The organism is Streptomyces javensis, from assembly GCF_039525925.1.
Taxonomy (GTDB): domain Bacteria; phylum Actinomycetota; class Actinomycetes; order Streptomycetales; family Streptomycetaceae; genus Streptomyces; species Streptomyces asiaticus.
Genome location: NZ_BAAAIF010000181.1, coordinates 1 through 4,360 on the forward strand (window position 1 = coordinate 1; position 4,360 = coordinate 4,360).

The 4,360-nt window shown below is 73.3% G+C and carries 1 protein-coding gene; it reads right to left on the reverse strand.

From position 1 onward, the window contains the following. Window positions 1-4,360: type I polyketide synthase (locus ABD329_RS47285; protein ID WP_344318195.1), on the reverse strand; the 4,360-nt coding region annotated here is incomplete at both ends.

The window sequence follows — 4,360 nt, forward strand, 5'->3', positions numbered from 1 at the left end:
AAGCCCAGCTCCTTGAAGGCGCGCCCGGCCTCGACCGCCTCGGCCCCGCCGTGCCCCAGCACCGACGCGACCTGCGCACGCACCAACTCCAGCAGCGTCTGTGCGCGCTCGTTCTCCGTCAGCCCGGACAGCCGCTCCACGAGTGTGCCGGTGCCGGTCCCTGCGGTGACGGCCGGGCGCGGCGCGCCCTCGGCGGCCGGCGCCGGGCGCGCGGCCCGCACCTCGCCGAACAGCGCGCTCGGCCGTACGGCGGTGAACTCGGCGAGGAACCGGTCCCAGTCGAGGTCCGCGACCGTCACGGCGGTGTCATCGAGGTCCAGCGCCTGCCGCAGCGCGGTGAGCGCCGACTCGGGCGCCATCGGCGGCACTCCGTCGCGGCGCATCCGGCGCTCCAGCGCCCCGTCGGCGGCCATGCCGCCCTCGGCCCACGGGCCCCAGGCGATCGAGGTGGCGGGCAGACCCTGGGCGCGCCGCCGCTCGGCCAGCGCGTCCAAGTAGGCGTTGGCCGCCGCGTAGTTGGCCTGTCCGGCCGCGCCCACCGACCCGGCGAGCGAGGAGAAGAGGACGAACGCCGAAAGGTCCAGGTCACGGGTCAGCTCATGGAGGTTCTGCGCGGAGGTGGCCTTGGCGCGCACCACGCGCTCCAGCCGCTCGGCGTCCAGCGTGTCCACGAGACCGTCGTCCAGCACACCGGCCGCGTGGACGACGGCGGTCAGCGGTAGCTCGGCCGGTATGGACGCCAGCAGCTCGGCGAGCGCGTCCCGGTCCGCCACATCACACGCGGCCACCGTCACCCGAGCACCCGACGCCACGAGCTCATCGCGCAGCTCCGCCGCGCCCGGGGCGTCGGGCCCCCGGCGGCTGGTGAGCACGACATGCTCGGCACCGTTCGCCACCAGCCAACGGGCCACATGCGCGCCCAGCGCACCCGTACCGCCCGTCACCAGCACCGAACCGGACGCCCGCCAACCCTCGTCACCGGATGTCCGGGACCCGGAAGCCTCCGTCAGCCGACGCCCGAAGACGCCTGAGGCGCGCACCGCGACCTGATCCTCGCCCGAGCCACCAGCCCCAGCACCGGCACCAGCACCAGCACCGGCACCGGCACCGGCACCGGCCAGCACACCCGCCAGCCGCCCCAGCGCCCGCTCGTCGGCCGTCTCGGGAAGGTCGACCAGACCACCCCACCGCTCCGGCAGCTCCAACGCCGCCACCCGGCCGAGCCCCCACACCAACGCCTGCACCGGGCTCACCACACCATCGGAACGCCCCACCGACACCGCACCCCGCGTCGCCACCCACAACGGCGCACCCACACCCACATCACCCAACGCCTGCACCAACGCGGCCGTACGCAACAGCCCCGCCTCGGACTCCACCGCCAGCAGGGAGAACACCCCCGCCACCGAACCGCCCACGACCGCCGTCCGCAGCTCCTCCGCCAGCCCGGCACGGTCCACCGCGTCCGACTCGACCACGCGCACATCCACACTACGCCCGGCCAGCATCCGCACCACGCCCGTGGCCCAGACACCCTCGGCCTCGTCCGCCGGGACGACGACCAGCCAGCAGCCACCCAGCACCCCGGTGGCCAACCGCTCCGTCACCGGCTGCCACGACACCCGGTATCGCCAGCCGTCCACCGCCGAACGCACCGACTCCTGCCGCCGCCACGACGACAGCGCGGGCAGCGCCTCACCCAGCGAAAGCCCCGGATCCACCGCGAGCTCCGCCGCCAGCGCGGCCACATCACCGCGCTCCACCACATCCCAGAACCGCCCGTCGACGGCACCGCCCGGCGCGACCTCCGACGCCGCCGGGGTCTCCTCCCACCAGTACCGGGTGCGCTGGAAGGCGTAGGTCGGCAGCTCGACGCGCCGGGCCCCGGTGCCCTCGAAGTAGCCGCCCCAGTCCGGGGACTGGCCCCGGACGTGCAGCAGGGCGAGCGCGGCGGTCACCGACTCGACCTCGGTACGCCCCTTCCGCAGCGTGGCGGCGAACGCGGCGTCCTCGCCGGTCACACACTCCTGCGCCATCGCCGAGAGAACGCCATCGGGGCCGAGCTCGACGAAGGTCGTCACACCCTCCGCCTCCAGCGTCCGCACACCGTCGAGGAAGCGGACGGCCTCGCGGACATGGCGCAGCCAGAAGTCCGGGCTGGTGATCTCCTCGGCGGACACCACGCCACCGGTCAGGTTGGAGACGATCGGGATGCGCGGGGATTCGTAGGTGAGCCCCTGCGCCACCTCGCGGAACGCCTCCAGCATCCCGTCCATGCGCGGGGAGTGGAACGCGTGGCTCACGGTGAGCCGCTTGGTCTTACGGCCCTGGGCCTCGAACGACGTGGCGATCGCGACAGCCGCGTCCTCGTCGCCCGCGATGACCACGGACGTCGGGCCGTTCAGGGCGGCGATCGACACCCGCTCGGTCAGCAGCGGCGCGACCTCGTCCTCGGACGCCTGGATGGCGATCATCGCGCCGCCGGTGGGCAGCTCCTGCATCAACCGCCCACGGGCGGCCACCAACTTCGCCGCATCGGCGAGCGAGAACACACCCGCCACATGCGCGGCGGCCAGCTCACCGATCGAATGCCCGGAGAGGAAGTCCGGCGTCAGACCCCACGCCTCAACGAGCCGGAACAACGCCACCTCAACCGCGAACAACGCGGGCTGAGTGAACCCCGTCCGATCCAGTACCGCCGCGTCATCCCCGAACAACACATCCCGCAACGGCCGCTCAAGATGCAGATCCAGATGCGCACACACCTCATCCAGCGCATCCGCGAACACGGGGAACGCATCGTAGAGCTCACGGCCCATCCCCAGCCGCTGACTCCCCTGCCCCGTGAACAGGAACGCCACCTTGCCCTCGGTGACCGTCCCCTCGACCACCCCCGGGACGGACTCGCCCCGAACCAGCGCGTCCAGGCCCGCCAGGAACGTCTCGCGGTCCGTGGTGACGAGGGCGGCGCGCCGCTCCAGCGCGGCGCGGCTGGTGGCGAGCGAGAAGGCGAGGTCGGCCGCGCTCAGCTCGGGGTGGGTGCGGAGATGGGTGGCCAGCTGTGCGGCCTGGGCGCGCAGCGCCTGCCCGTCCTTCGCCGACAGCAGCCACGGCAGCGCGGTCAGCTCACGCGGCGTGGGCTGCTCGCCCGGGGCGGCCGGAAGGGCCGGAACGGCCGGGGCCTGCTCGATGATGGTGTGCGCGTTGGTGCCGCTGAGCCCGAAGGACGACACGCCCGCGCGGCGCGGACGGCCCGTCTCCGGCCACTCCACCCGCTCGCTCAGCAGCGCGACGGCCCCCGCCGACCAGTCCACATGCGGCGACGGCTCATCCACATGCAACGTCTGCGGCAACACACCGTGCCGCATGGCGAGGACCATCTTGATGATGCCCGCGACACCGGCCGCCGCCTGCGTATGACCGATGTTGGACTTGATGGACCCCAGCCACAACGGCCGCTCCGGGGCACGCTCCTGCCCGTACGTGGCCAGCAGCGCCTGCGCCTCGATCGGGTCACCCAGCGTCGTACCCGTACCGTGCGCCTCGACCGCGTCCACATCCCCGGCCGACAGCCCCGCACCGGCCAGCGCCTGCCGGATCACCCGCTGCTGCGAGGGACCGTTCGGCGCGGTCAGGCCATTGCTGGCACCGTCCTGGTTGATCGCGCTGCCCCGCACGATGGCCAGCACCGGGTGGCCGTTCTTCTCCGCGTCCGACAGCCGCTCCACGAGCAGCATGCCGACGCCCTCGCCCCAGCCGGTGCCGTCCGCACCGGCCGCGAACGCCTTGATCCGGCCGTCCTCCGCGAGTCCGCGCTGACGGCTGAAGTCCACGAACGCCTCGGGCGTGGACATCACCGTGACGCCACCCGCGAGCGCCATCGTGCACTCACCGCCGCGCAGCGCCTGCACCGCCATGTGCAGGGCCACCAGCGACGAGGAACACGCCGTGTCGACCGTGACCGCCGGGCCCTCCAGACCGAAGGTGTAGGCGACCCGCCCGGACACCACGCTCGCCGCGTTGCCCGTGCCCAGATGGCCCTCCAGGCCCTCGGGCGGGGTGGCGACGAGCCCGGCGTAGTCCTGGCCGTTGGTGCCCGCGAAGACACCGGTACGGCTGCCCCGCAGCGTGGCGGGGTCGATCCCGGCCCGCTCGAACGCCTCCCAGGAGGTCTCCAGCAGCAACCGCTGCTGCGGGTCCATCGCCAACGCCTCACGCGGCGAGATGCCGAAGAACGAGGCGTCGAAGTCCCCGGCGTCGTAGAGGAAACCGCCCTCACGCGTGTACGACGTCCCCTGACGATCCGGATCCGGGTCGTACAGCCCCGCCAGATCCCAGCCACGGTCCGACGGGAACTCCG